The following is a 26,992-nucleotide window of genomic DNA, read 5'->3' as shown; positions in this document are numbered from 1 at the left end:
TGATCTGCATGTTTACCGGAATTATCGAAGCGGTGGGAACCCTGGCCGAGCTGCGCCGCCAGGGTGAGGACATGGCCCTCACCGTGCACGCACCGACCCTGGACTTTGGCGACGTCAAGCTGGGCGACTCCATCGCCACCAACGGCGTCTGCCTCACCGTGATTGCGCTGGGCGACAAGAGCTATACCGCCGACGTGTCGCTGGAGACCCTCTCCCGCACCGGTTTCGCCACCGCCAGGGTGGGCGGTCGGGTCAACCTCGAGAAGGCATTGATGCCCACCTCTCGCCTTGGCGGCCATCTGGTCTCCGGCCATGTGGACGGCATCGGCGAGGTGAAGAGCAAGTCCGCCAGCGGCCGCGCCATCGAGTACTGGATCAAGGCGCCGGGCGAGCTCTCCCGCTATATCGCCGAGAAGGGCTCGATTGCGGTGGACGGCATCAGCCTCACCGTCAACGCCGTGCAGGGGGATCTGTTCCGGCTGACCATAGTGCCCCACACAGCCCAGGAGACCACCATCGCCCAGTGGAAACCTGGCTACAGGGTCAATCTCGAGGTGGATCAGATTGCCCGCTATCTGGAGCGGCTGATGACGGGCAAGCGCGAGGAGAGCAACGCCTCCACCCTGACCCTGGAAAAGCTGGCCCAGTCCGGCTTCCTGTGATGGCCCCTCGGCGGGAAAAACGCTTTTCTGTGATCCAGCGCCGATTGAAATGGGGCCCCCTGTGCCCCATCTAGAGCACAATAGGCAGTATCAAGCCGAGCCGACTGGCTCAATCCCCGCAGCATGTTGATGGAGTAGCCCATGGCGCTAAGCACGACCCAGGAAATCATTGCCGATATCAAGGCTGGCAAGATGGTGATCCTGATGGATGACGAAGACAGGGAGAACGAAGGGGACCTCATCATGGCCGCCTCCTGTGTCCGCCCGGAAGATATCAACTTCATGGCCCGTTACGGCCGGGGGCTCATCTGTCTGACCCTGACCCGGGATCGCTGCAAGCAGCTGGCGCTGCCGCTGATGGTCGATCGCAACAATGCCCAGTTCTCCACCGCCTTTACCGTGACCATCGAAGCGGCCGAAGGGGTAACCACCGGCATCTCCGCCGCCGACCGCGCCGTCACCGTGCAGGCGGCTGTTGCACCGAACGCCAAGGCCGCCGATCTGGTGCAGCCCGGCCACATCTTCCCGCTGATGGCGCAGGACGGTGGCGTGCTGACCCGTGCCGGCCACACCGAGGCCGGTTGCGATCTGGCCCGGCTGGCCGGTTACGAGCCGGCGTCCGTCATCGTCGAGATCCTCAACGAAGATGGCACCATGGCGCGCCGCCCTGATCTGGAGCTGTTCGCCGAGCAGCACGGCATCAAGCTCGGCACCATCGCCGACCTCATCGAATACCGCAACCAGCACGAGACCACGGTCGAGAAAGTGGCCGAGTGCAAGCTGCCCACCGAGTTTGGCGAGTTCGACCTCATCACCTTCCGCGACACCATCGACAACCAGGTGCACTTCGCCCTGAAAAAGGGTGAGGTACAGGCCGAGCAGCCGACCCTGGTGCGGGTCCATCTGCACGACGTGCTGAGCGATCTGCTGTTGACCGACCGTCACAGCGCCCGCAGCTGGCCGCTGCCCAAATCCATGGCCCGCATCGCCGATGAAGGCGGGGTGCTGGTGATCCTGGGGGCGGAAGCCCATGGCGCCGAGCTGCTGGCCCGGGTCAAGGGATTCGAGGCGGCGGACAAGGGGCTGGCACCGGAAGGGGCCAAGTGGCAGGGTACCTCGCGCCGGGTCGGCGTCGGTTCCCAGATCCTCAAGGCGCTGGGTGTGGGCAAGATGCGCCTGTTGAGCTCACCGAAGAAGTACCACGCCCTCGGCGGTTTCGGCCTGGAAGTGGTGGAGTACGTCGGCGAATAAGCCTGATGCGATGAAACGGAGATGAAACAAGGGATGACCTCGGTCATCCCTTGTTGTTTTGCCTCAGCGGCGCCGGCGCAACCAGGCCAGCGGCAGCAGCAACAGGGCTGCGAATCCGGTGGCGCCACCACCGCCACTGCCACCACCATTGGAAGTGTTGGTGGTAGTCGTTGTCGGAGTCGTTGGCGTGACAGTGGTATCCGGGGTCTTGGTGGGCTCCTTGGTGAGGCTCATCAGGACGCTCTGAAAACGCTGGCTTGCGCCTTGGTCATTGGTGGCGGTGAGTTCAACGCTCTGCACGCGCAGGGTTCCGACTGTGTCGTTACCATCGGCGCGAAGCCGCAGGGTGCAGGTTTGACCCGCTTCCAGACGGCCGGGGCAGTCGTTGTTCATGGCGGGGGCATCGCTGTAGATGCCGCTCAGGGTGACCGCCTGGTTGCTGCGGTTGGCCAGCAGGTAGTCGGCCCAGCCACTGGTGCCTGAAGGCAGGATCAGGCCGCGGATTGTGGTCAGGGTGACGCCTTGCTGCTGCCCGGCGATCCAGTCACTGAAGGCAGGTGCGTAGGTATAGCCACCGGCGCTGCCGGTAGCGCAGGGGAAGGCCCCGTAGCTGGTCACGCCGACCAGTTTTCCACCATAAGTGAGCGGACCACCGCTGTCGCCTTTGCAGGTGTCCTGACCGGCCAGCTTGCCGGCGAAAATATGGGTCGTGGTCGGGTCACCGTACCAGTAATCCCGCTCACCCCGATAGGCGAGATCTACCGCCAGCAATTGTGGACTGGATTTGGTTGCGTCAGGATTGATGCCGCCATAGCCAATGGCGTGCAGCATAGTGGTATTCCATTGCCAAGTATCCTTGGTTGTTATATCGGCCATGACGATGGGAGCCTGCGTAACAGGAGTAGCCAGGTGCAGCAGAGCAACATCGGAAGAATATGGTGTCTCGCGATAACCCAGATTGCTCAACAGATTGACATAATATTCCGGGTGCATCAGCACCTGATCGACCTTGCTGCGGGTGTGAGGACGGCTGAGATCACTCACCCCGATGGCGACTTCCATGGGACCTGACTGGGCATTTGCTACGCAGTGCGCTGCGGTGAGTACCCACTGCTTGTCGATGAGGGTGCCACCGCAGAAATTGCTCCAATTGCCGTTGACGACTTCGCCGACGGCCACCATCCAGCTGGGGGCTGTGACGGCGCTGCCGCCGATGATGCGTTGGCTACCAGCATCGGCCTGAACAGCCAGCGGCAGCAGGCAGGCGAGTGCGACGCCGCTGCGTTTTAAATCCAACATACTGAACTCCTTGATGTTATTATTTTTACCCCGTGCCGGGGCGACGTATTATTAACAGGTCGGAGCAGTTAAGCAAAAGGTCAATAGAGGTCTCGTTGCCAGAATTGTGATGCATGTTTTTGTCCGATTCCCCTTTGTGCTAGAATGTGCGCACTTTTGACTCCGGCCCCTTTTGATTGCACAGAGACAGGATTTCCCATGAAGGTTATCGAAGGAAATATCGCCGCTCCTGAGGCGCGCGTTGCTATTGTCGTTGCCCGTTTCAACAGCTTCATCAACGAAAGCCTGGTGGACGGTGCGGTAGACGTACTGAAGCGTCAAGGTCAAGTCCAGGACAGCAACCTGACCCTGGTGCGAGTGCCGGGCGCAGTCGAAATCCCCCTGGCCATCAAGAAGCTGGCCAAGAGTGGTCAATATGACGCCATCGTGGCGCTGGGCACCGTCATCCGTGGCGGCACCTATCACTTCGATCTGGTAGCAAACGAGAACAGCAAGGGCATGGCCCAGGTAATGATGGAATATGAAATTCCGGTTGCCTTCGGCGTACTGACCACTGAAAACATTGAACAAGCCATCGAGCGTGCCGGTACCAAGGCGGGTAACAAGGGTGCAGAGGCAGCATTGAGCGCGCTCGAAATGATCAACGTCCTGAAACAGCTGGACGTGTAACGAGGAGAAATGCATTGAAACCGTCCGAGCGCCGCAAGGCCCGCCATTGTGCCACCCAGGCCATCTACCAGTGGCAGATGACCAAGGCCAACGTGGGCGACATCGAAGAGCAGTTCAAGATCGATCAGGACACCAAGGGTGTGGACCTGAACTACTTCCGCGATCTGCTGTTCGGGGTAGCCCTCCACTGCAACGAGCTGGACAAGGTCTTCGCACCTTTCCTCTCCCGTCCGCTGGAAGAAGTGGACATGGTGGACAAGGCGATCCTGCGTCTGGCGACCTATGAGCTGACCCGTCGTGATGATGTGCCGCCGCGCGTGGCCATCAACGAAGCGATCGAGCTGGCTAAATCCTTTGCTGCCGATGACAGCCACAAGTTTGTCAACGGTGTACTGGACAAGGTGATCAAGTCGCTGAACAAGCGTTGATCCTGCTGTCTGTCAACAGCATCTAAGAGAGGAGCCAGCTTATTGCTGGCTTTTTACTGTATGGGTGAATTCGAGCTGATTGATAAGTACTTCAAGGTCCCCCACGCCCGCAAGGACGTGGTGATGGGCCCTGGAGATGATTGTGCCCTGCTGACCCTGCCCCCCGACACCCAGCTGGCGGTGAGCACGGATACCCTGGTGAGCGGCGTCCACTTCTTTCCCGACATGGATCCGGTGGATCTCGGCTACAAGGCGCTGGCGGTCAATCTCTCCGATCTGGCCGCCATGGGCGCCGAGCCACGCTGGGTGTCGCTGGCGTTGACCCTGCCCACCATCAACGAGGCCTGGGTAGCCGGTTTTGCCGAAGGGTTCCTGGAGCTTGCCGAATACTACAACGTGGCGCTGGTGGGCGGCGACATGACCCGCGGCCCGCTCTCTATCACGGTATCGGTGAAAGGGTCGGTGCCGGCTGGACGTGCCCTGCTGCGCAGCGGCGCCAAGGCAGGGGACGGGGTCTATGTGACCGGCACCCTGGGCGATGCCGCCCTGGCGCTCTCCCATCTGCTGGCCAAGCGAACCCTCAACGAGAACCAGCTGGCGGCCGTGCTGCCGCGCCTCGACCATCCTCATCCCCGCATTCTGGCCGGACAGGCCCTGCGCGGGCTGGCCGGCAGTGCGCTGGATCTCTCCGACGGGTTGGCCTCGGATCTCGGCCATATCCTCAAGGCCTCCGGCGTGCGGGCCCAGATCGATCTGGATCTGCTGCCGCTCTCGCCGGTGCTGCAGGATGCGGTGAGCGAACAGGATGGCTGGCAGCTGGCACTGGCCGGTGGCGATGACTACGAGCTCTGCTTCACCGTGCCGGAGGAGCATCGCGGCGCGCTGGACACGGCGCTGGCCAACTGCGGCGTCAAGTTTACCCGCATCGGCCGCATTGTTGCCGGCGAACCGGGCATCGACTACCTGCGGGGTGAACAAACGGTGGCGCTGGAGCTGAAAGGGTGGGACCACTTCGCATGAGTCTGTTCGCGATAAAGCCCGAGCTGAAGCGGCTGAACTTGAAGCATCCACTGCACTTTCTGGCGGTGGGCTTTGGATCCGGCCTCTCGCCCAAAGCGCCGGGTACCATGGGGACGCTCGCCGCCATCCCCCTTTACCTGCTGGTGAGTGGTCTGTCGACGCCCTGGTTCATCGCACTGCTGATAGTGGGCTTCGTGGCGGGTATTCGCATCTGCCAGAGCGCCACCGATGCCATCGGCATGCCGGATCACGGCGCCATCGTCTGGGACGAGGTGATCGGTTTTGGGGTCACCATGATAGCGGCCCCGGCCGGCTGGGAGTGGGTGCTGGCCGGCTTCGTGCTGTTCCGGTTGTTCGACATCCTCAAGCCCTGGCCCATCTCCTGGTTTGACCGCCGCATTCATGGCGGCCTCGGCATCATGCTGGACGATCTCATCGCCGGCCTGTTCGCCCTGTTTTGTATGCAATCACTGGCATACTGGCTGGGTTGAGGGTGACAGCAAGGGGGAGCGCCATGCTGGCATCCCCCTATATATCTCTGTTTAGTTTTCATTCATCGGCATATGCTGCCGTTAAAAAATCATTTCACATAAATATTCACTACTCATTCGAAGCTTAAGACTATTGTGTCAATAGTGAATATTCCCGCCTGTTACGCCATTGTTGAAAGTAAAAGCACTAGTCAGGCATTTTATCGGTAATATAGTCTGTATATGTGATGGAAGTCATGATTTATGACTGCTGGCTTGGCTGCTAACTGAGCAAAGTATTGCGAAATTGTATAACCCGATCATTTACACTCGCCGCCAAACCGTCTAAGTTACTCGCGGGTTATTCCAAAAAAATGCAAAAAACCCGCCCGGATCGCTGGTTTCGTTGTCTCATGGATTGAGCGTTTTGCAGTCATATCAAGCACTCAAGATCACCCCAAGGCACGACCGGCATCTGCGGCCGATTTACGGACGAATTATTTGGGACGGATGTCCCCCGCAGAGGTAAACATGTCCTTGCTCGAAGTGAAAAACTTGCGGATCGAGTACCCCTCCCGCTACGGGGTGCTGGCCGCAGTGAAGGATCTCTCTTTTTCCGTGGAAAAGGGGGAGATAGTCGGTGTGGTAGGCGAGTCCGGTGCCGGCAAGTCCACCATAGGCAACGCCGTCATCGACCTGCTGAGCCCCCCTGGCCGTATCGCCCGTGGCGACATCTATCTCAATGGCGAACTCATCTCCGGCAAGAGCCAGAACGAGATGCGGGCCATTCGAGGGTCGCGCATCGGCTTCATCTTCCAGGACCCCATGACCTCCCTCAACCCGCTGTTCACCGTCGAACGGCAGCTGGTTGAAACCATTCTGGCCAATACCGACCTCACCCGTGAGGCTGCGTTTGCCAAGGCGCTTTCCCTGATGGCTGCGGTGGGCATCCCGCAGCCTGAGCTGCGCATCAAGCAGTATCCCCATCAGTTCTCCGGCGGCATGCGCCAGCGGGTGGTCATTGCCATCGCCCTCTCCGGCGACCCCGAGCTCATCATCGCCGACGAGCCGACCACGGCGCTGGACGTCTCCATTCAGGATCAGATCCTCCAGCTCATCCGCAACCTCTGTAAAGAGCGGCAGGTGGGCTGCATGCTGGTGACTCACGACATGGGTGTGGTGTCCAACGTCACCGACAAGGTGGCGGTGATGTATCGCGGCGATCTGGTGGAGTTCGGTACCACCGAACAGGTGCTGGGTCGCCCCAATCACCCCTATACCCGCAGCCTCATCTCGGCGGTGCCCCGCTCGGATGTGAAGCTGGTGCGTTTCCCGCTGGTCTCCTATATCGAGGACGCCGGTGCGGTGGATACCAGCATCGATCTCAAGACCCACTGGCTCGGCCAGAGTCAGGACGAGCGCGCCTATGAAGGGGCGTTGCTGCGGGTGGAGAACGTGGATCTGAAGTTCGTCACCAAGGATTCCCTCTTCCCGAGCCGCCGTCAGTACGTGCGGGCCTGCAACAACATCAGCTTCGAGATCTTCGAGGGTGAAACCTTCGGCCTGGTGGGGGAGTCTGGCTCCGGCAAGTCGACCATCGCCCGTGCCATCACCGGCCTCTATCCGCCCGATACCGGCAAGATCTTCTTCGAGGGGATCGATCTGACCGCGCTCAAGGGCGAGCATGAGCGCCGCCCGCTGCGTCGCCAGATGCAGATGGTGTTCCAGAACCCCTACTCCTCGATGAACCCGCGCATGAAGGTGCGTGACATCATCGCCGAGCCGATCCGCTTTCATAAGCTGGCCGGCAGCGAGAGCCAGATCGAGGGGATCGTGGGGGATCTGCTGGATCACGTCGGCCTTGGCCGTGGTGCCGGGGTCAAGTATCCCCACGAATTCTCCGGCGGCCAGCGTCAGCGCATCTCCATTGCCCGCGCCCTGGCGACCCGGCCACGCTTCCTCATCTGCGACGAGCCCACCTCGGCGCTGGATGTGTCGGTGCAGGCCCAGATCCTCAACCTGCTCAAGGATCTGCAGCAGGAGCTTGGCCTCACCATGCTGTTCATCAGTCACGATCTGCCGGTCATCCGCCAGATGTGCGATCGCATCGGGGTGATGCAGCACGGTCATCTGGTGGAAGTGGCGGAGACCGAGAAACTCTTTACCAATGCCGAGCATGAGTACAGCCGCAAGCTGATCTCCCTCATGCCGGAGTTCAAGGGAATGTCCCGCGAGGGGCTGGAAATCGCAAGCTAGGAAAGGGGCGGCCCGCCGCTCTGCTTGTCAAAAAAAGTGTCAATAAAAAGCCAAAAGCATGGAGAAAGACATGAAGAAAGGATTATCCAAGATTGCCCTGGCGCTGTTTGCCGCCGGTTTCGCTTTTAACGTTTCCGCCGTCGACATCAAGGTTGCCGTCGCCTCCGATGCCACCTCGCTGGATCCGCAGGAGCAGCTCTCCGGTCAGACCCTGGAGATGTCCCACCTGGTGTTCGACCCGCTGATGCGTTACACCCAGGACCTGAAATTCGAGCCGCGTCTGGCCGAGAAGTATGAGCGCATCGACGACAAGACCGTGCGCTTCTTCCTGCGCAAGGGCGTCAAGTTCCACTCCGGCAACGACTTCACCGCCGATGACGTGGTGTGGACCGTCAACCGTCTGAAGTCCTCCGTCGACTTCAAGGCCATCTTCGACCCCATCGCCGAAGTGAAGAAGGTCGATGAGTACACCGTCGATCTCGTCACCGCCAAGCCGTTCCCGCTGGTGCTGCAGACCGTCACCTATATCTTCCCGATGGACTCCAAGTTCTATACCGGCAAGACCGAGGCTGGCAAAGACAAGGCCGAGATCGTCAAGAACGGCGACTCCTACGCCTCCACCCACGTCTCCGGTACCGGCCCGTTCAGCGTCAAGTTCCGCGAGCAGGGCGTGAAGCTGGAGTACACCCGCAACGCCAACTACTGGGACAAGGCCTCCAAGGGCAACGTCGACAACCTGACCGTGGTGCCCATCAAGGAAGACGCCACCCGCGTGGCGGCCCTGCTGGGTGGCGACGTGGACGTGATCTACCCGGTTGCGCCGAACGATCTGGAGCGCGTGAAGAACGGCAAGGACACCCAGCTGGTGACCCTGTCCGGTACTCGCGCCATCATCATCGAGCTGAACCAGAACACCAACCCGGCGCTGAAAGACAAGCGCGTGCGTCAGGCGATCAACTACGCCATCAACCAGGTGGGCATCGTCGAGAAGATCAACAAAGGCTTCGGCACCCCTGCCGGCCAGCTGAGCCCGAAAGGCTATGCCGGTCACAACGAGGCGCTCAAGCCCCAGTATGATCTGGCCAAGGCCAAGCAGCTGATGAAGGAAGCCGGCTATGAGCAGGGCTTCAAGATGAGCTTCATCTCCCCGGCTGCCCGCTACGTCAACGACGTCAAGATTGCCCAGGCCGTCTCCGCCATGCTGGCCAAGATCAACATCAAGGTGGATCTGAAGACCATGCCGGTGGCCCAGTACTGGCCTGAGTTTGACAAGTGCGCCGCGGACATGCAGCTGATCGGCTGGCACTCCGACACCGAAGACAGTGCGAACTTCTTCGAGTTCCTGACCTTCACCAAGGATGCCAAGACCGGCATGGGCCAGTACAACTGCGCCGGTTATGCCAATGCCGAGGCTGACAAGCTGGTCGAGCAGGCCAACGCCGAGACCGATCCGGCCAAGCGTGCCGAGATGCTGAAGAAGGTCGAAGCCATGCTGATCGATGACGCTGCCTACGTGCCGCTGCACTGGGAAGATCTGGCCTACGGCGCCAAGAAGAACGCCGACATCAAGCCGGTGGTCAACGTGATGAACTTCCCTTACTTCGGCGACCTGGTGGTCGGCAAGTAAGCGAAGGTTGCAAGGAAGGACGGGGCGGGGTGGTCAGCCGGCCACCCCGCCTGCTAACAGAAGCCTGTGCCATGACACAGGCCACGTAGAAGGACAAGCATGTTTACATTCCTGCTGAAACGGTTCTATCAGGCCGTGATAGTGATGTTCGTCATCAGCCTGGTCGCCTTCTCCATCCAGGACAACCTGGGGGATCCGTTGCGCGAGCTGGTGGGACAATCGGTCTCCGAAGCCCAGCGCCACGAATTGCGCGAGAAGATGGGCCTCAACGATCCTTTCCTCGTCAAATACAGCCGCTTCTTGAAGAACGCGGTACACGGGGATCTGGGTACTTCCTACTTCTTCAAGCGACCAGCCCTCGAGGTTATCCTCGACAAGCTGGTGGCTACTCTTGAGCTGGTGTTTGGCGCTGCGCTGATCATCGTGGTGGTCTCCATTCCGCTTGGGGTCTACTCGGCGATCCGCCCGCACAGCATACCGACCAAGATCATCATGGCGGGGAGCAGCATCGGCATCTCGATCCCGGTGTTCCTGACCGCCATCATGCTGATGTACCTCTTCTCCATCCAGCTGGGCTGGCTGCCGGCCTATGGCCGCGGCGAGACCTACAACCTGCTGGGCTGGGAGTCTGGCTTCTTCACCTGGGACGGCATCAAGCATTTGATCCTGCCCTGCGTGGCGCTCTCCTCCATCATGCTGCCGCTGTTCATCCGGCTGGTGCGCTCCGAGATGCTGGAGCAGCTCTCCTCCGAGTACGTCAAGTTCGCCCGTGCCAAGGGGCTGGACAACAACAAGGTCTACTATCAGCACGCTCTGAAGAACACCATGCTGCCGGTCATTACCGTCGGCGGTGTGCAGATCGGTACCATGGTGGCCTACACCATCCTGACCGAGAGCGTGTTCCAGTGGCCGGGGACCGGCTTCCTGTTTCTCGAGGCGATCCACCGGGTCGATACGCCCCTCATCACCGCCTACGTCATCTTCGTCGGGCTCATTTTCGTGGTGACCAATACCCTGGTCGACCTGCTTTACGGGTTGATCAACCCGACCGTCAACCTGACCGCCAAGGGGTAACAGATGACTAATGCTGTAACTGCAAGCCCAAGCCGTTGGGCACGTTTTAAAAATTCCGACATCGTCTACTACTTCCTGCGGGACAAGGTAGCCATGTTCAGCTTTGCGGTGTTCGTGGTGTTCGTACTGGCGGCGCTGCTGGCACCCTGGCTGGCCCCGTACAACGTCTACGACCAGACCAGCTTCGATCTGATGGATGCCGAATTGCCGCCCTCCTGGCTGGAAGGGGGCGAAGAGCGCTTCTGGCTCGGTACCGACAACCAGGGTCGTGATATCTGGAGCACCATTCTCTATGGCGCCCGTATCTCGCTGACCATAGGTCTGTTCGCGGTGGCGCTGCAGCTGGTGCTTGGCATCGTCATCGGGCTGATGGCCGGTTACTTCGGTGGCCGCATCGACAGCCTGCTGATGCGCTTTGCCGACGTGCAGCTGTCGTTCTCCACCATGATGGTGGCGATCATCATCTCCGCCATCTTCCAGGCTACGTTTGGTTCCGAGTTCTACTCGAAGTTCGCCATCCTGATGCTGGTGGTGATCATCGGTATCGCCGAGTGGCCGCAGTACGCCCGAACCGTGCGCGCTTCTGTGCTGGCGGAGAAGAAGAAGGAGTATGTGGAAGCGGCCAAGGTGATGGGCTTTCGCGCCCCGCGCATCATGTTCCGCCACATTCTGCCCAACTGCCTGTCGCCGATCCTGGTCATCTCCACGGTGCAGGTAGCCAACGCCATCATGAGCGAGGCGGCGCTCTCCTTCCTTGGTCTGGGGATGCCGGTGGATCAGCCGTCGCTGGGCTCGCTCATCAGCGTGGGCTTCAACTACATCTTCTCCGGTTCCTGGTGGATCACCGCCTTCCCGGGCATCTGCCTGGTGGTGCTGGTGCTGGTCATCAACCTGCTGGGTGACTGGCTGCGGGATGTGTTCAATCCCAAGCTCTACAAGGGCTGATGGCCACAGATAAACAAACGAGACAAACAAAAAGGGCGCCATAACGGCGCCCTTTTACTGTGTGTGCTGAGGGGGTCAAGCCTGCAGCCACTGTTCGATGCTGCGCTGGATGCCGGCGCCATCGAGCCCCAGCAGAGCATAGATCTCCTCCTGGGTACCCTGTTCGACGAAGCGATCCGGCAGGCCGAGGTTGAGCACCGGCTTGCACTGTTTGCTGCGCATCAACAGCTCGTTCACCGCGGAGCCGGCACCGCCCATGATGGCGTTGTCCTCGAGGGTGACGAACTGATCGTGGGTCGCGGCCAGGGAGCGCACCAGCGCCTCGTCCATCGGTTTGACGAAGCGCATGTCCACCAGGGTGGCATCGAGCGCCTCGGCTGCCGCTTTGGCCTGTTGCAGCAGGGTGCCGAACGCCAGGATGGCGGTGCCCTTGCCCTGACGCACGATCCGGCCCTTGCCGAGCGCCAGCGCCTGCATCTCGCTCTCGACCTGGATGCCGGTGCCGCTGCCGCGGGGGTAGCGTACCGCCGCCGGCCCGTTGCACTGGTAGCCGGTGTAGAGCATCTGACGGCATTCGTTCTCGTCGGACGGGGTCATGATCACCATGTTGGGCACGGTGCGCAGGAAGCTGATGTCGAACGCCCCCTGATGAGTGGGGCCGTCGGCGCCCACCAGACCGGCCCGGTCGATGGCGAACAGCACCGGCAGCTCTTGCAGCGCCACATCGTGGATCAGCTGGTCGTAGGCCCGCTGCAGGAAGCTCGAGTAGATGGCGACCACCGGCTTCTGGTCGGCGATGGCGAGACCGGCGGCGAAGGTGACCGCATGCTGCTCGGCGATGGCCACGTCGAAGTAGCGATCCGGATACTGCTGGCTGAACTTCACCAGGCCGGAGCCTTCTCGCATGGCCGGGGTGATGCCGACCAGCCGCTCATCCTTGGCCGCCATGTCGCACAGCCACTGACCGAAGATGGCGGAGAAGCTCGGCTTGCCGCCGCTCGCCTTGGGCAGGGTGCACTCGTCCGGATTGAACTTGGGCACGCCGTGATAACCGATGGGGTCCTTCTCGGCGGGCTCGTAGCCCTTGCCCTTCTTGGTCTTGACGTGCAGCAGCTGCGGCCCCTTGAGGTTGCGCATGTTGCGCAGGGTCTCGACCAGGGCGTTGATGTCGTGGCCGTCGATGGGGCCGATGTAGTTGAAGCCAAACTCCTCGAACAGGGTGCCGGGCACCACCATTCCCTTGAGGTGTTCCTCGGCCCGCTTGGCCAGCTCCTTGACCGGCGGCAGACCGGCCAGCACCTTCTTGCCACCCTCGCGGATGGTGGTGTAGAGCTTGCCAGACATGATGCGGGCCAGGTGGTTGTTCAGTGCCCCGACATTTTCTGAGATGGACATCTCGTTGTCGTTGAGCACCACCAGCATGTCCTTGTGGACATCGCCGGCGTGATTGAGTGCCTCGAACGCCATGCCGGCGGTGATGGCACCGTCGCCGATCACCGCTACCACCTTGCGCCCCAGCCCCTCGCTCTCGGCAGCAACTGCCATGCCGAGCGCCGCACCGATGGAGGTGCTGGAGTGGCCGACCGAAAGCACGTCATATTCGCTCTCGCCGCGCCAGGGGAAGGGGTGCAGACCGTCTTTCTGGCGGATGCTTTGCATCCGATCACGGCGACCGGTGAGGATCTTGTGGGGATAAGCCTGGTGGCCCACGTCCCACACCAGCCGATCGAACGGGGTGTTGTAGACGTAGTGCAGCGCCACCGTCAGTTCGACGGTGCCGAGCCCGGAGGCAAGATGGCCACTGGAGCGACTCACCGAACGCAGCAGATATTCACGCAGTTCGTTGCACAGTACGGGCAGTCGCTCGAAGGGCAGGGATCGCAACTCGACCGGCGTATCCGCGAGGGCCAGGTTGGGGAAATTGCTTATATCAACGCTCATATTGTTACTGTTATCCAGCGTTTAGTGGGTTCGCTCGATGATGTAATCGGCAAACGCTTCCAGAATGTCGGTATTGTAGGGCAAAGATTGCAAGGCTGTTAAGGCTTTACCATGCAGTTCGCGAGCCAGCTCACGGGCATTGTCGAGCCCCAGCAGCGCCGGATAGGTACTCTTTTCCAGCGCCAGATCGGAACCTTGCCGCTTGCCGAGGGTGGCGGTATCGCCCGTGATGTCGAGGATGTCATCCTGCACCTGGAAGGCGAGACCGATGGCGGCGGCATAGGTTTGCAGCGCGCTCAGGGTGGCGTCATCCACGTCCGCCTTGCACAGGGCGCCAAGCGCCACGGCGCACTCAATGAGAGCCCCGGTCTTGTGGCGGTGTACCTGTTCCAGCTCGGCGAGGGAAATCTGGCGCCCTTCCGCCTGCAGGTCCAGCGCCTGACCGCCGCACATGCCGAGATAACCCGAGGCGCGGGCTAGCCGGCTAAGCATCCGTACCCGGTTGGCCAGCAGCGAGTCTGGCATCGGGTGATCGGCCAGAATGGTGAAGGCCAGGGTTTGCAGGGCGTCGCCGGCCAAAATGGCGGTGCCTTCATCGAATGCCTTGTGCACCGTCGGCTGACCGCGACGCAGATCGTCGTTGTCCATGGCGGGCAGATCGTCGTGCAGCAGGGAGTAGGCGTGGATGCACTCCACCGCGGCGGCCGGGCCATCCAGCAGTTCGTTCTTTACGCCCAGCATCTCGCCGACGGCGTAGACCAGGAAGGGGCGTACCCGTTTGCCGCCCAGCAGCAGGCCGTAACGCATGGCATCGCGCAGGCGAGGGGCCATTGCGGGCAAGGATTCAAGTTGTGCAGACAGACAGTCGTCAATACGTTGCCGGTGCAGGCGGGAAAAATCGTCCAGCGTCACTCACTCCTCTCCTTGCTCTGGCTGGAAGGGGACGGCTTGCTCGCTGCCATCGGCCTGAGTCAGCAGGATCTGGATCTTCTGCTCGGCCTGCTCCAGCTTCTGCTGGCCGGCCCGCACCAGATGAATGCCCTGCTCAAACTGCTTGAGGGCCTCTTCCAGCGGCAGGGAGCCCTGTTCCAGTTGATGAACTATGGTTTCCAGCTCTTCCAGAGTGGCATCAAAACTCAGGCGGTCGATTTTTTTACTGGCCATGTCCATCCTCGGGGATTGAAAAAAACGGCTTATCTTAACATCGACGACGGGCAGGGGGGAGGCAGAAAAATGCCGTCGGCTTAAACTCTCGGAAAAGTGGCCGATAATAAGCCATCTTCCGAACGGGGAAAATTGTGGCAAGCCTTGCCGCTGATGAGCCAATAGCAGAAAATTCAACAAACTGCAGATACAACAAATTTCAGCTGACAGGAGTAGGGATGTGGATTTAGGCAGTCTGATAGGCATAGTGCTGGGGTTCGGGGTGGTGGTGTACGGCATGCTGCTGGGTGGCCCCATGAGCATGTATGTGGATATGCCCTCGGTCTATATCACCATTTTGGGTTCTCTGTTCATCTGCATGATGAAGTTCAACCTCGGCCAGTTTCTGATGGCGTTCAAGGTGGCCGGCAAGGCCTTCATGTACAAGGGGGACAAGCTCGATGACCTGATTGCCAAGGCGGTGGAACTGGCGGACGCGGCCCGCAAGGGGGGCTTCCTGGCCCTGGAGGCGGCTGAGATCCCCAATACCTTCATGAAGAAGGGCATCGACATGCTGGTGGATGGCCATGACGCCGACGTGGTGCGGGCGGTGATGGAGAAGGACATCGAGCTGACCTCGGAGCGCCACGTCATCGCCGTCAAGGTGTTCCGCTCCCTGGGGGATCTTGGCCCCGCCATGGGGATGATAGGTACCCTGGTGGGGCTGGTGGCCATGCTGGCCAACATGAGCGATCCCAAATCCATCGGCCCGGCCATGGCGGTGGCCTTGCTCACCACCCTGTACGGCGCGATCGAGGCCAACATGATCGCCATCCCCATCGCCGACAAGCTGGAGCTGCGCAGCGGTGAGGAGCAGCTGAGCCGTACCCTGATCCTCGACGCCATCATGGGCATTCAGGACGGCCAGAACCCGCGGGTGATCCAGGCCATGCTGCAGAACTACCTGAACCAGTCCAAACGCAACAACGGGACCGAATAGGAGCGCGCATGGCAAAGTGCAAGTGCCCACCTCCCGGTCTGCCCGGCTATATGGGAACCTTCGCCGACCTGATGTCGCTGTTGATGTGCTTCTTCGTGCTGCTGCTCTCGTTTGCCGAGATGGACGTGCAGAAGTTCAAGCAGATCGCCGGCTCCATGGAGAAGGCATTCGGGGTGCAGAACATTCTCGAGGTGAAGGACATCCCCAAGGGAACCTCCGTCATCGCCCAGGAGTTCAGACCGGGTCGCCCGGAGCCGACCCCCATCGATACCATCATGCAGCAGACCATGGACATGACCCAAACCGAGCTGGATTTTCAGCCCGGCGATGCCGATCAGGCCGGCGGTCATGACAAGAGTGAAGAGAAGCTGGTGGGGGGCGACACCCAGCAGGAGGCGCAGAAACAACAGCAGCAGGAGCAGTCCAACGCACTGGCCAAGGCGCTGGCGGATCAGATGAAGGCGCAGATCCAGGATGGCGCCATCGAAGTGGAGGCGCTGGGCCAGCAGATCATCATCCGGATCCGGGAAAAAGCGGCCTTTCCGGCGGGGTCCGCCTTCCTGCAGCCCCAGTTCTGGCCGGTGGTGCGCAAGGTGGCAGCCCTGCTCAAGGATGTGCCCGGCGAGATCACCGTCTCGGGCCACACCGATGATGCAGCCACCGAGGATGAGCTGTTCCAGTCCAACTGGGAGCTATCCTCCCAGCGGGCGGTGGCGGTCGCCCACCAGATGATCAAGGTGCCGGGCTTCGATGGCGGCCGGCTGGTGGTACAGGGCATGGCCGATTCCCAGCCGCTGGTGCCCAATACCAGTCCGGAAAACCGGCGCATGAACCGGCGGGTGGAGATCTCCATCATGCAGGGAAAACCGACGGTGTCAGCCCCGATCAGCGCGCAGGAGCAGAAATAGTTCCGGCAAATTCTGATGAGAAAGCGCGATCCCGCTCGCAGGGACTGACATGGATTTTGTGCCGGCTTCATATTAAGATGCCTCATCCGAACCGACAGCTGCGGCTCTCTCTGATAGCCGCAGCTTCTCTTTTCAAGCAACCCAGGTTTCGACTATGAATCATACTCCGATGACTGTTCGCGGCGCTGAAAAGCTGCGTGAAGAGCTCGAATATCTCAAGACCGAGCTGCGTCCGCAGATTATCGAAGCGATTGCAGATGCCCGTGAACATGGTGATCTGAAAGAAAACGCCGAATACCATGCTGCCCGCGAGCAGCAAGGCTTCTGTGAAGGCCGTATCCAGGAAATCGAGAGCAAGCTCTCCAACGCCCAGGTGATCGACATCACCAAGATGACCAACAATGGCCGCGTCATCTTCGGGGCAACCGTGACTCTGCTCAAGAGCGAGACGGAAGAAGAGGTGGTCTACCGTATCGTGGGCGACGACGAGGCGGACATCAAACAGAACATGATCTCCGTGAATTCGCCCATCGCCCGTGCTCTGATCGGCAAGGAAGTGGACGATGTGGCCATCGTCAAGACGCCGGCAGGCGATGTGGAGTACGAGATCCTGGAAGTTGCCTACCTCTGAGGTAGGTGGATGCCAGAACAGGGGAGCCCCGGCTCCCCTGTTTGTATTTAGCGGGGCTGGTAAGCCTGGGTGAAGGCGTCCTGATGACGTTGAAACATCCAGTTGCGCAGCAGTTCAAGGTCCGCTTTGGCCATCTGGAAATGCAGTGCCCAGCCCTGAATGCCGTTGCGACGATGAATGTGCCTGACCAGCTCTGCGCTGAGCGGCAGGGGGGCGAGATCCTCAATGAGCAGGCTGCCCGTCAAGGTGGCACCGACGGCCAGTCCGGGCGGCAGGCCCTCGACGACCAGACCATCGAGCGACAGGCTGTGCACCAGATACTCGTGCTCACCCATCCTGAAACTGGCCTGCTCGTCCAGCCGCCAGGTGCGCGGATGGGGATAACCCAGCTCCTTGATGACGGGGGCGGCGATGCGTGGCTCGACAAAGCCATCATCTCCTTGAGTGAAGCGCAGCGGAAAACGGAGCTGATGCCCGGCAAAACGGGCTTCCAGCACCAGCTGGTCGGCGCGTTGCAGCAGGCCTAGCAGGGGAGTGGCGAGATAACCGCTCAGGGATTGACCGGCGGCCGTCTCCTGATCGCTTCCCAAGTCCCGTAGCATGGCCAGTTCATCTTCGGTGAGAATCTGATGGTGATCCATAGCGGGTATCCACGAGTATTCATCGCAGGTTAAGGGCCTGGCGACTACTTTGGCAAGCGACTTGGGAAGAAGGGAAATGAAGGAAAGAGCGATGCTCTTTCCTGTTACTTGCGGGGCAGTTGGATTTTCGGCTCGTTGGCTTGACGATAGATGGTCAGCACGTGGCCGATGCTCTGTACTTTCACCGCGCCGGTTTCACGGACGATGGCATCCATAACCAGCTGTTTCATCTCACGATCTTCAGACGCAACCTTAACCTTGATCAGCTCGTGGTGGTTGAGCGCCAGATCGATCTCGGCCAGCACACCTTCGGTCAGACCGTGTTGTCCCAGCAGGACGACCGGCTTCAGACTGTGGGCAAGGCCCTTGAGGTACTGTTTCTGTTTATTGTTGAGAATCATGGCAATTTCTTCATAAGTCAGGGTTGAAAGGGGCGTATTCTACCCCCACTTAGCCCTTAATACTAATAACCCTTGTGGTTTTTTAAAGTCGACGATCATGACCCAGAAAAAACATTCCCCCAGTTCAACCCGCTGGTTAAAAGAGCATTTTGACGATCAATACGTCAAAAAAGCCCAGAAGTTGGGACTGAGATCCCGTGCCGTGTTCAAGATCGACGAGATCCAGGGCAAGGACAAACTGCTCAAGCCGGGCATGACGGTCGTGGATCTGGGGGCGGCCCCCGGTGGCTGGTCCCAGTTTGCCATCGATCAGGTTGGTGACAAGGGCCGGGTGATCGCCTGCGATATTCTGCCGATGGATTCCATCGCCGGTGTCGATTTCCTTCAGGGCGACTTTCGGGAGGAAACTGTGCTGGGCGCTCTGCTTGAACGGGTAGGTCCGGACAAGGTTGACGTCGTCATGTCGGACATGGCACCCAACATGAGCGGTACCCAGCAGGTGGATCAGGCCCGTTCCATGTATCTGGTCGAACTGGCGCTGGACATGTGCAATCAAGTCCTGAGGGCCAACGGCAGCTTCGTGGTCAAGGTGTTCCAGGGGGAGGGGTTTGATATCTATCTCAATGAAATCCGTAAACTTTTCACTGCCGTCAAGATTCGTAAACCAGACTCGTCTCGTGCCCGTTCACGAGAAGTCTACATTGTGGCTACCGGTTTTAAACTGTAGTACCCTAACCTTCATCGTTAACTGTCAGTCTGCGAGGTTACTGATTTGAGTGACATGGCGAAAAACCTAATCCTGTGGCTGGTCATCGCCGTCGTGTTGATGTCGGTGTTCAATAGCTTCAGCCCCAGCGATACCACCAGTCGCCAGCTGGACTATTCCAGCTTCGTTAAAGAAGTGACCCAAGAGCAGATCCGTGAAGTGCGGATGGATGGCAAGGTCATTAATGGCGTCAAGCGCACCGGTGAACGCTTCACCACCATCATCCCGGCGCCGGATCCCCAGCTGCTCAACGACATGCTCAATCACAATGTCAAAGTGATGGGCGAGAAGCCGGAAGAGCCGTCTCTGCTGACGTCCATCTTCATCTCCTGGTTCCCGATGCTGTTGCTGATCGGTGTCTGGGTCTTCTTCATGCGTCAAATGCAGGGCGGTGGTGGCAAGGGTGCCATGTCGTTCGGCAAGAGCAAGGCTCGCCTGATGAGTGAAGATCAGATCAAGACCACCTTTGCCGACGTGGCTGGCTGTGACGAGGCCAAGGAAGAGGTGAAGGAGCTGGTCGACTATCTGCGCGATCCGAGCAAGTTCCAGAAACTGGGCGGCAAGATCCCGACCGGCGTGCTGCTGGTTGGTCCTCCCGGTACCGGTAAGACCCTGCTGGCCAAGGCCATTGCGGGCGAGGCCAAGGTGCCCTTCTTTACCATTTCGGGTTCTGATTTCGTCGAAATGTTCGTGGGTGTCGGTGCCTCCCGGGTACGCGACATGTTCGAGCAGGCCAAGAAGTCTTCTCCCTGCATCATCTTCATCGACGAGATCGATGCGGTCGGCCGCCAGCGTGGCGCCGGTCTGGGCGGTGGTCATGACGAGCGTGAGCAGACCCTGAACCAGATGCTGGTCGAAATGGATGGTTTTGAAGGCAATGAAGGCATCATCGTCATCGCCGCCACCAACCGTCCTGACGTACTGGACCCGGCCTTGCTGCGTCCGGGTCGTTTTGACCGCCAGGTTGTGGTCGGTCTGCCGGATGTGCGTGGTCGCGAACAGATCCTGAAAGTGCACATGCGCAAGGTGCCGCTGGCGGATGACGTCAATCCGGCGCTGATTGCCCGTGGCACCCCCGGTTTCTCCGGTGCTGACCTGGCCAACCTGGTCAACGAAGCTGCTCTGTTCTCGGCCCGCGAGAGCCGTCGCGTGGTCTCCATGGCCGAGTTTGAAAAGGCCAAGGACAAGATCATGATGGGTGCGGAACGTCGTTCCATGGTGATGAAAGAGTCCGAGAAAGAGATGACGGCCTATCACGAAGCCGGTCACGCCATCATTGGTCGTCTGGTGCCGGATCATGACCCCGTTTACAAGGTCTCCATCATTCCGCGCGGTCGTGCGCTGGGTGTGACCATGTACCTGCCGGAGCAGGATCGCTGGAGCCATTCCAAGCAGCATCTGGAGTCCATGATCTCCAGCCTGTACGGCGGCCGTCTGGCGGAAGAGCTGATCTACGGTGCCGAGAAGGTATCGACCGGTGCGTCCAACGACATCGAGCGTGCTACCGACATCGCCCGAAAGATGGTGACCCAGTGGGGCATGTCCGAGCGTCTCGGCCCCATGCTCTACGCGGAAGAAGATGGCGAGGTGTTCCTCGGTCGCAGCATGGCCAAGGCCAAGCACATGTCCGATGATACTGCGCGCGTCATCGATGCCGAGGTCAAGCAGGTCATCGATCGCAACTACGCCCGCTCCAAGCAGATCCTGCTGGACAACATGGACGTGCTGCACAGCATGAAAGATGCGCTGATGAAGTACGAGACCATCGATGCCAAGCAGATCGACGATCTGATGGCTCGCCGCGAAGTGCGTGCCCCCAGCAACTGGCATGATGAGCACGGTGATACCCCGCAAGGCGGTGCCACGGTTGCAGCAGAAGCCAAGCCGGCGGTAGCCGAGACCGAGCAGGTGGCTGATGTCGATATCGACAAGGCCAACGATCTGCCGGCCAAATAAATCGTGATGATACAAACCCCGGGCTGGCCCCGGGGTTTTTCTTTATGTCAACGGAAGTAACGATGCAGCTAACCAGCAAGGGGCTCAGCCTCTCCCTCGAACGTCCCCACGTCATGGGGATCCTCAATGTGACACCGGACTCCTTCTCCGACGGTGGTCATTTCAATCAGCTGGAGCGGGCGATGACCCATGCGCGCCAGATGGTGGCGGAGGGGGCGACCCTCATCGACATCGGTGGCGAGTCGACCCGTCCCGGTGCTCCCGATGTGAGCGAGCAGGAGGAGCTGGACCGAGTCATTCCCGTGGTGGAGCGCATGGTCGCCGAGCTGGAGGTGATGATCTCCCTGGATACCTCCAAGGCGGCGGTGATGCGGGAAGGCTGCGCGGCGGGTGCCCATCTTATCAACGACGTACGAGCCCTGCTCGAGCCGGGGGCCCTGGCCGCGGCCGCCGTTGCCGACGTTCCGGTGTGCCTGATGCACATGCAGGGGCAGCCGAGAACCATGCAGGCAGAGCCGCATTATGACGACCTGCTGGAGGAGGTGAGGGCTTTCTTCGACGAGCGGATCGCCGCCTGCCTGGCAGCGGGAATAGAGAGGGGGCAGTTGTTGCTGGACCCCGGTTACGGTTTTGGCAAGACACTCGCACACAACTATCAGCTGCTTGCGCAGCAGGAGAAGTTGCTCGATTACCAGCTTCCGCTCTTGGTCGGTATGTCGCGAAAGTCTATGATAGGCAACCTGCTTGGCTGCCCGGTTGATGAACGGCTGGCCGGCAGTCTGGCCTGTGCGCTCATCGGGATGCAGCGCGGTGCCCGCATCATTCGGGTGCACGATGTGCGAGCGACCATGGATGCCTTGCGTACCGGCTGGATGGTCATGACGGGACAAGATTTCATATCCAAATAAAAAAACGAGAACAGAAAATGGCAAGAAAGTATTTTGGCACCGACGGTGTACGCGGCAAGGTGGGTGAATACCCGATCACCCCGGATTTCGTGATGAAACTGGGCTGGGCTGCGGGCAAGGTGCTCTCCAAGAAGGGTACTCGCAAGGTGCTGATCGGCAAGGATACCCGCATCTCCGGCTACATGCTGGAGTCCGCACTGGAGGCGGGTCTGTCCGCCGCGGGTCTCAAGGCCATTCTGATGGGCCCCATGCCCACCCCGGCCGTCGCCTACCTGACCCGCACCTTCCGGGCCGAAGCCGGCATCGTCATCAGCGCTTCCCACAATCCCTATTACGACAACGGCATCAAGTTCTTCTCCGCCGACGGTACCAAGCTGCCTGACGAAGTCGAGATGGCCATCGAAGCCGAGCTGGACCACGAGCTCAAGTGCGTGGAGTCCGCCGAGCTGGGCAAGGCACTGCGCATCGACGATGCCGCCGGTCGTTACATCGAATTCTGCAAGAGCACTTTTCCTTCCAATCTGAGCCTGGAAGGGCTGAAGATGGTGGTGGACTGTGGTCATGGTGCGACCTACCACATTGCGCCTTCCGTGTTCCGCGAGCTGGGGGCTGAAGTGATCGCCATCGGCTGCAGCCCGGATGGTCTCAACATCAACGACGGTGTCGGTTCGACCGCCCCGGAAGCCCTGGCGGCCAAGGTGCTGGAGTGCAAGGCAGATCTGGGGGTGGCCTTCGATGGTGATGGCGACCGTCTGGTGATGGTGGACAACACCGGCTATATCATCGACGGCGACGAAATCCTCTACATCATTGCCCGCGATGCATTGCGCAATGGTCGCCTCAAGGGCGGCGTGGTGGGCACCCTGATGGCCAACATGGGTCTGGAACTGGCGCTGCAGACTCTCGGCATCCCGTTCGCCCGCGCCAAGGTGGGTGACCGCTACGTGCTGGAGATGATGAACGAGAAGGGCTGGCGCATCGGCGGCGAGAACTCCGGCCACATCATCTGCCTGGATCAGACCACTACCGGGGATGGCATCGTCGCCGCCCTGCAGGTACTGACCGCCATCTGCACTGCCGAGATGCCGCTGGCCAAGCTGCGCTCCGGCATGAACAAGTTCCCGCAGGTGCTGGTCAATGTACGTTTTGCCGAAGGCAAGGATCCGCTGGCGGCTGACGCCGTGCAGCAGGAAGTGGCCAAGGTGGAACAGGAGCTGGCCGGTCGTGGCCGTGTGCTGCTGCGCAAATCCGGCACCGAACCTCTGATCCGCGTGATGGTGGAAGGGGAACATGAACAGCAGGTGCGTGATATGGCCCAACGCATCGCACAACAGGTCGAATCGGCGTTTTAATGAACAAAAAGGGCGGCCTTTAAGCCGCCCTGGTTGTATCTTGTTCAAACGATTCGAAAATTTGAAAATAGCGCTTGTCAGCTGACAATCCTCTGGATATTATCAGCCCCGCTTTCGCAAGGGAGTTGCCGATGGGACATCGCAAGCCGTTTGTAGCAGCCAACTGGAAGTTACACGGTAGTAGGTCGCAGTTAGAGCAGTTTACTGGTCAATGCCTGAAGGGCATTGATGAACGAGTAGACGTGGTCTTGTGTCCATCCCATGTGCATCTCGACTTCACGGCCGCATTGCTCGGTGAGCAACGGACAATGAAGTTGGGGGCTCAGAATGTGAGCCAGCACAGACAGGGCGCTTACACGGGGGAAATCTCGTGTCAGATGCTGGTCGAGGCAGGGTGTCGATACGTACTGGTAGGGCACTCCGAGCGCAGGCGTCTCTTTGGTGAGACCAGTTTTATCGTCGCAGAGAAGTTTGCGGCAGCCAGAGCGGCAGGTCTGATTCCCATCCTCTGTTTGGGTGAATCAGGGGCGGCGAGGCAGGCGAGAAGAACCTTCGAGGTGATCGCCGAAGAGCTGGACATCGTCATAGAGAAAAATGGCGCGATGGCTTTCGATAATGCTATCATCGCCTACGAGCCGATTTGGGCTGTAGGTACAGGTAAATGCGCCACACCCGAGCAGGCACAAGAGGTTCATTCCTTTATACGTGGTCGCTTGGCGGAGGATACTCCGGTCATAGGTGAGAAAGTCAGAATCATCTATGGTGGGAGCGTGACGCCGGCCAATGCGAGAGAGTTGTTTGCCCAGCCCGACGTTGACGGCGGCCTGATTGGTGGAGCAAGTCTCGATGACCAGACGTTTTTAGGAATTGTTGAAGCGGCAAAGGGTGCAAGTTAAATGTACGAGATTCTTTTGGTCGTTTATCTGCTGGTGTCACTGGCTCTGATTGGTCTGGTGATGATTCAGCAAGGTAAAGGGGCTGACATGGGCGCCTCCTTCGGCGCAGGGGCATCGAATACCGTATTCGGCTCCGGTGGTTCAGGCAGCTTCCTGACCCGCACAACAGCGATTTTGGCTACTCTGTTCTTCTTGATTAGCTTGGTGCTTGGCTCTATGTCCAGCAACAAGGTCAAACAGGGTAGTGAATGGGAAAATCTGCAACAAACCCAACAGGTTGAGCAGAGCAAAGCGCCAGTCAAGAAAGACACTGACGTTCCCGAGTAAGAGTTTTGCCGTGGTGGTGGAATTGGTAGACACGCTATCTTGAGGGGGTAGTGCTCTAGGGTGTGCGGGTTCGAGTCCCGCCCACGGCACCAATTAAGCAGTGAGCCCGGGTAACCGGGTGTATTATAGCCAGTCAGTCTTGTGTGACGAGGGTGAAGTGGCTATAATCTCGCACGATTTCGGACGCGGGGTGGAGCAGCATGGTAGCTCGTCGGGCTCATAACCCGAAGGTCGTCGGTTCAAATCCGGCCCCCGCAACCAAATTTCACGCATTTCCTACGCTCAGGAAGGCGGTCGCTGCGAGGCGACAATCAGGGTAAAGCGCCAAGCCCCGATTTGACATCGGGGCTTTTTGTTATGTGCAATTTACTCTGAACCAATTTCTATCTGGGCTTTATGCCCTTTTTTTGTTTTTTCGGAGGGTGACTTTGGCTACGTTGGAACAACGTTTGACCGATCTGCTCGAGGCTCCTGTCGTTGCCTTGGGCTTTGAACTGTGGGGTATTGAGTTTATCCGTGCGGGTAAACACTCCACCTTGCGCGTCTATATCGACGGCGAGCATGGCGTGAGCGTCGAGAACTGTGCTGAGGTCAGCCATCAGGTTGGCGCCATCATGGATGTCGAAGATCCCATCACCGAGGAGTATTACCTCGAGGTGTCTTCCCCGGGTCTGGATCGTCCCCTGTTCAAGGTTGCCCAGTTCGAAAAATACGTTGGCCAAGAGGCGGCGGTAACGCTTCGGATGGCAACAAACAACCGCCGCAAGTTCAAAGGCGTAATCAAAGCCGTGCAGGGCGACATGATCACCCTGACGGTAGATGGTAAGGACGAAGTGTTGGCTTTCACCAATATCCAAAAAGCGAACATAGTGCCGAACTTTGGTTAACGAGGCTATCGGATATGAATAAAGAGATTTTGCTGGTCGTTGACGCAGTTTCCAACGAGAAGGCGGTACCCCGCGAGAAGATTTTCCAGGCTCTGGAAACCGCGTTGGCGACAGCGACCAAGAAAAAATACGAAGGCGAGATTGAAGTTCGGGTCGAGATCGATCGCAAGACCGGTGACTACGACACTTATCGCCGCTGGGTAGTCATTGCAGATCAAGCTGCGATGGAAAACCCCTACGCCGAGATTACCCTGGAAGCTGCCCAGATCGAGCAGCCAGAAATCCAGATCGGTGAATACGTTGAAGATCAGATCGACTCTGTCACCTTCGACCGCATCACCACCCAGACTGCCAAGCAGGTCATCGTGCAGAAAGTGCGCGAAGCCGAGCGTTCCCAGGTCGTTGACCAGTTCAAGGACAAGGAAGGCACCATCATCAGCGGCGTGGTCAAGAAGAGCAACCGCGACAACGTGATCCTGGATCTGGGCAGCAACGCCGAAGCCGTGATCTTCCGCGACGACATGCTGCCGCGCGAGACCTTCCGCCCGGGCGACCGCATCCGTGGTCTGCTCTACGCCGTGCGTCCGGAGGCCCGTGGTTCCCAGCTGTTCGTCAGCCGTTCCAGCCCGGACTTCCTGAAAGAGCTGTTCCGCATCGAAGTACCGGAAATCGGTGAAGAGATGATCGAAATCATGGGTGCAGCCCGTGACCCGGGTTCCCGCGCCAAGATCGCGGTGAAGACCAACGATCGTCGTATCGATCCGATCGGTGCCTGTATCGGCATGCGTGGCGCCCGCGTTCAGGCGGTCTCCGCCGAGCTGAGCGGCGAGCGCGCCGACATCGTCTTGTACGATGACAACCCGGCCCAGTACGTGATCAATGCCATGGCGCCTGCCGATGTGGCCTCCATCATCGTTGATGAAGACAACCACACCATGGACATCGCCGTGGAGGCCGCCAACCTGGCCCAGGCCATCGGTCGCAACGGTCAGAACGTGCGTCTGGCTTCCCAGCTGACCGGTTGGGAGCTGAACGTGATGACCGTCGAGGACATGCGTGCCAAGCACCAGGCCGAGAACGACCGCATCCTGACGCTGTTCACCAGCACTCTGGACATCGATGACGATTTCGCCAGCCTGTTGATGGAAGAGGGTTTCTCCACTCTGGAAGAGATCGCCTTCGTGCCGGTCAACGAGCTGCTGGCCATCGATGGCCTGGACGAAGACATGGTGGAAGAGCTGCGCAAACGCGCCAAGGATGCTCTGACCACCAAGGCTTTGGCCAAAGAAGAATCCTTTGAAGGTGTAGAACCTTCCGAAGAACTGCTCAATCTGAACGGCCTTGGCCGTGAAATGGCGTACGCACTGGCCGCTCGCGGCATCGGTACCCTGGAAGATTTGGCAGAGCAAGGCATCGATGACCTTGCTGATATTGAAGGGCTGACGGCAGAGAAAGCCGGTGAGCTGATTATGGCTGCTCGTAATATCTGTTGGTTCGGAGAAGAGCAGTCTGAGTAAGATCAAACGGAGGAAAA

At 59.5% G+C, this 26,992-nt stretch carries 27 protein-coding genes and 2 tRNA genes; 23 read left to right on the top strand and 6 right to left on the bottom strand.

The window, feature by feature from the left end; translation table 11 throughout:
• Nucleotides 1–8: 8 nt before the first annotated feature.
• Together E5E96_RS02175 and ribBA are read left to right on the top strand one after the other, a co-directional pair.
• Nucleotides 9–662 (top strand): riboflavin synthase, encoded by a 654-nt coding sequence (locus E5E96_RS02175; protein ID WP_171281463.1) that lies wholly within the window; start codon nt 9–11, stop codon nt 660–662.
• 141 nt (nt 663–803) lie between these two features.
• Complete coding sequence (gene ribBA, locus E5E96_RS02170; protein WP_016351734.1) at nt 804–1,913, top strand: bifunctional 3,4-dihydroxy-2-butanone-4-phosphate synthase/GTP cyclohydrolase II; 1,110 nt, start codon at nt 804–806, stop codon at nt 1,911–1,913.
• 63 nt (nt 1,914–1,976) lie between these two features.
• On the opposite strand, the gene E5E96_RS02165 is transcribed toward ribBA, so the two are convergent.
• Nucleotides 1,977–3,212 carry a trypsin-like serine protease gene (locus tag E5E96_RS02165; protein WP_029304288.1) on the bottom strand — a complete coding sequence of 412 codons (1,236 nt, stop codon included), beginning with the start codon at nt 3,210–3,212 and terminating at the stop codon, nt 1,977–1,979.
• 198 nt (nt 3,213–3,410) lie between these two features.
• On the opposite strand from E5E96_RS02165, the gene ribE reads away from it, so the two are divergent.
• From ribE to E5E96_RS02125, 8 genes are all read left to right on the top strand, one after another.
• Nucleotides 3,411–3,881 (top strand): 6,7-dimethyl-8-ribityllumazine synthase, encoded by a 471-nt coding sequence (gene ribE / locus E5E96_RS02160; protein WP_016351731.1) that lies wholly within the window; start codon nt 3,411–3,413, stop codon nt 3,879–3,881.
• 14 nt (nt 3,882–3,895) lie between these two features.
• Nucleotides 3,896–4,309 carry a transcription antitermination factor NusB gene (nusB, locus tag E5E96_RS02155; RefSeq protein ID WP_011707095.1) on the top strand — a complete coding sequence of 138 codons (414 nt, stop codon included), beginning with the start codon at nt 3,896–3,898 and terminating at the stop codon, nt 4,307–4,309.
• 60 nt (nt 4,310–4,369) lie between these two features.
• Nucleotides 4,370–5,329 carry a thiamine-phosphate kinase gene (thiL, locus tag E5E96_RS02150; RefSeq protein ID WP_011707094.1) on the top strand — a complete coding sequence of 320 codons (960 nt, stop codon included), beginning with the start codon at nt 4,370–4,372 and terminating at the stop codon, nt 5,327–5,329.
• Nucleotides 5,326–5,820 (top strand): phosphatidylglycerophosphatase A, encoded by a 495-nt coding sequence (locus E5E96_RS02145; protein ID WP_041216238.1) that lies wholly within the window; start codon nt 5,326–5,328, stop codon nt 5,818–5,820. The genes thiL and E5E96_RS02145 overlap by 4 nt, the downstream gene beginning before the upstream one ends.
• 510 nt (nt 5,821–6,330) lie before the next feature.
• The gene (locus tag E5E96_RS02140) at nt 6,331–8,055 is read left to right on the top strand and encodes an ABC transporter ATP-binding protein (protein ID WP_171281462.1); all 1,725 of its coding nucleotides are present in this window, start codon (nt 6,331–6,333) and stop codon (nt 8,053–8,055) included.
• A gap of 70 nt (nt 8,056–8,125) precedes the next feature.
• Nucleotides 8,126–9,682, top strand: coding sequence for an ABC transporter substrate-binding protein (locus E5E96_RS02135; protein WP_011707091.1), 1,557 nt, complete (start codon nt 8,126–8,128; stop codon nt 9,680–9,682).
• Between the two features lie 99 nt (nt 9,683–9,781).
• Nucleotides 9,782–10,756 (top strand): ABC transporter permease, encoded by a 975-nt coding sequence (locus E5E96_RS02130; RefSeq protein WP_010633104.1) that lies wholly within the window; start codon nt 9,782–9,784, stop codon nt 10,754–10,756.
• A 3-nt stretch (nt 10,757–10,759) separates the two neighbouring features.
• Nucleotides 10,760–11,701, top strand: coding sequence for an ABC transporter permease (locus E5E96_RS02125; protein ID WP_011707089.1), 942 nt, complete (start codon nt 10,760–10,762; stop codon nt 11,699–11,701).
• A 75-nt stretch (nt 11,702–11,776) separates the two neighbouring features.
• Here E5E96_RS02125 and dxs read toward each other — a convergent pair whose 3' ends face one another.
• From dxs to xseB, 3 genes are read right to left on the bottom strand one after another with little or no spacing between them, the layout of a single operon-like run.
• Nucleotides 11,777–13,642 (bottom strand): 1-deoxy-D-xylulose-5-phosphate synthase, encoded by a 1,866-nt coding sequence (gene dxs, locus E5E96_RS02120; RefSeq protein ID WP_135319127.1) that lies wholly within the window; start codon nt 13,640–13,642, stop codon nt 11,777–11,779.
• Between the two features lie 21 nt (nt 13,643–13,663).
• Nucleotides 13,664–14,554 carry a (2E,6E)-farnesyl diphosphate synthase gene (gene ispA, locus E5E96_RS02115; protein WP_124252665.1) on the bottom strand — a complete coding sequence of 297 codons (891 nt, stop codon included), beginning with the start codon at nt 14,552–14,554 and terminating at the stop codon, nt 13,664–13,666.
• The gene (gene xseB, locus E5E96_RS02110) at nt 14,555–14,806 is read right to left on the bottom strand and encodes an exodeoxyribonuclease VII small subunit (protein ID WP_016351725.1); all 252 of its coding nucleotides are present in this window, start codon (nt 14,804–14,806) and stop codon (nt 14,555–14,557) included.
• 220 nt (nt 14,807–15,026) lie between these two features.
• On the opposite strand from xseB, the gene pomA reads away from it, so the two are divergent.
• The 3 genes from pomA (at nt 15,027) to greA (ending at nt 17,324) form a co-directional block, all read left to right on the top strand.
• Entirely contained in the window at nt 15,027–15,785 is a 759-nt protein-coding gene (gene pomA, locus E5E96_RS02105; protein WP_011707085.1) for a flagellar motor protein PomA, read from the top strand.
• Nucleotides 15,786–15,793: 8 nt separating this feature from the next.
• On the top strand, nt 15,794–16,693 hold the full coding sequence (locus tag E5E96_RS02100; RefSeq protein WP_017409291.1) for a flagellar motor protein MotB: 900 nt from the start codon (nt 15,794–15,796) through the stop codon (nt 16,691–16,693).
• 154 nt (nt 16,694–16,847) lie between these two features.
• Nucleotides 16,848–17,324: a transcription elongation factor GreA gene (gene greA, locus E5E96_RS02095; protein WP_011707083.1), complete on the top strand. Its 477-nt coding sequence runs from the start codon at nt 16,848–16,850 to the stop codon at nt 17,322–17,324.
• A 47-nt stretch (nt 17,325–17,371) separates the two neighbouring features.
• On the opposite strand, the gene E5E96_RS02090 is transcribed toward greA, so the two are convergent.
• On the bottom strand, nt 17,372–17,965 hold the full coding sequence (locus E5E96_RS02090) for a hypothetical protein (protein ID WP_024944268.1): 594 nt from the start codon (nt 17,963–17,965) through the stop codon (nt 17,372–17,374).
• A gap of 104 nt (nt 17,966–18,069) precedes the next feature.
• Nucleotides 18,070–18,366 carry a ribosome assembly RNA-binding protein YhbY gene (yhbY, locus tag E5E96_RS02085; protein WP_005298134.1) on the bottom strand — a complete coding sequence of 99 codons (297 nt, stop codon included), beginning with the start codon at nt 18,364–18,366 and terminating at the stop codon, nt 18,070–18,072.
• A gap of 97 nt (nt 18,367–18,463) precedes the next feature.
• Here yhbY and rlmE point away from each other — a divergent pair, with 97 nt between their 5' ends.
• The 10 genes from rlmE to nusA all read left to right on the top strand — a co-directional run bounded on the left by rlmE (nt 18,464) and on the right by nusA (nt 26,975).
• The gene (gene rlmE / locus E5E96_RS02080) at nt 18,464–19,093 is read left to right on the top strand and encodes a 23S rRNA (uridine(2552)-2'-O)-methyltransferase RlmE (protein WP_011707081.1); all 630 of its coding nucleotides are present in this window, start codon (nt 18,464–18,466) and stop codon (nt 19,091–19,093) included.
• 45 nt (nt 19,094–19,138) lie between these two features.
• Nucleotides 19,139–21,088 (top strand): ATP-dependent zinc metalloprotease FtsH, encoded by a 1,950-nt coding sequence (gene ftsH, locus E5E96_RS02075; protein ID WP_011707080.1) that lies wholly within the window; start codon nt 19,139–19,141, stop codon nt 21,086–21,088.
• Nucleotides 21,089–21,150: 62 nt separating this feature from the next.
• On the top strand, nt 21,151–21,996 hold the full coding sequence (gene folP / locus E5E96_RS02070) for a dihydropteroate synthase (RefSeq protein ID WP_171281461.1): 846 nt from the start codon (nt 21,151–21,153) through the stop codon (nt 21,994–21,996).
• A gap of 17 nt (nt 21,997–22,013) precedes the next feature.
• On the top strand, nt 22,014–23,348 hold the full coding sequence (gene glmM, locus E5E96_RS02065; protein ID WP_016351721.1) for a phosphoglucosamine mutase: 1,335 nt from the start codon (nt 22,014–22,016) through the stop codon (nt 23,346–23,348).
• A gap of 131 nt (nt 23,349–23,479) precedes the next feature.
• On the top strand, nt 23,480–24,244 hold the full coding sequence (tpiA, locus tag E5E96_RS02060) for a triose-phosphate isomerase (RefSeq protein ID WP_106553195.1): 765 nt from the start codon (nt 23,480–23,482) through the stop codon (nt 24,242–24,244).
• On the top strand, nt 24,245–24,571 hold the full coding sequence (secG, locus tag E5E96_RS02055) for a preprotein translocase subunit SecG (RefSeq protein WP_010633113.1): 327 nt from the start codon (nt 24,245–24,247) through the stop codon (nt 24,569–24,571). It abuts the gene before it with no gap.
• Between the two features lie 7 nt (nt 24,572–24,578).
• Nucleotides 24,579–24,663, top strand: a tRNA-Leu gene (locus E5E96_RS02050).
• Nucleotides 24,664–24,755: 92 nt separating this feature from the next.
• Nucleotides 24,756–24,832: transfer RNA gene (locus E5E96_RS02045), tRNA-Met, on the top strand.
• Nucleotides 24,833–24,999: 167 nt separating this feature from the next.
• Nucleotides 25,000–25,458, top strand: coding sequence for a ribosome maturation factor RimP (gene rimP, locus E5E96_RS02040; RefSeq protein ID WP_016351719.1), 459 nt, complete (start codon nt 25,000–25,002; stop codon nt 25,456–25,458).
• A 14-nt stretch (nt 25,459–25,472) separates the two neighbouring features.
• Nucleotides 25,473–26,975, top strand: coding sequence for a transcription termination factor NusA (gene nusA, locus E5E96_RS02035; protein WP_011707075.1), 1,503 nt, complete (start codon nt 25,473–25,475; stop codon nt 26,973–26,975).
• Nucleotides 26,976–26,992: the final 17 nt, after the last annotated feature.

Origin of the sequence: Aeromonas sp. 1805 (genome assembly GCF_013085525.1) — a bacterium.
In the GTDB taxonomy this organism is placed as follows: Bacteria; Pseudomonadota; Gammaproteobacteria; order Enterobacterales; family Aeromonadaceae; genus Aeromonas; species Aeromonas hydrophila.
This window is presented reverse-complemented; position numbering and strand designations above follow the sequence as displayed.